Below are 236 nucleotides of genomic sequence, written 5' to 3' on the forward strand. Positions count from 1 at the left end.
GGACAAAGTCCGATCTAGACTCTCGAAGCAAAGCGTTCTCGCGAGCGCAGCTCGATCTTATAGCTCATCAAACGCTTCAATCGCTTCAGAGAGCTTTTTCACGCCGTGGAGCTGCATACCTGGGATACCGCCTTTAGGCATATTAGCAGCCGGGACGATTGCTTTCTTAAAACCATGTTTAAATGCCTCATTTAAGCGTTCTTGTCCACTAGGTACAGGGCGAATCTCTCCAGCTA

Annotated in this window: 1 pseudogene; it reads right to left on the reverse strand. The window is 48.7% G+C overall.

The features are described from left to right. Positions 1–57 precede the first annotated feature (57 nt). A pseudogene (locus tag AYW76_RS19170) lies at positions 58–236 on the reverse strand (DNA repair protein RadA); the annotation flags it as partial.

The organism is Marinomonas gallaica, assembly GCF_001639745.1.
GTDB classification, from domain to species: Bacteria; Pseudomonadota; Gammaproteobacteria; order Pseudomonadales; family Marinomonadaceae; genus Marinomonas; species Marinomonas gallaica.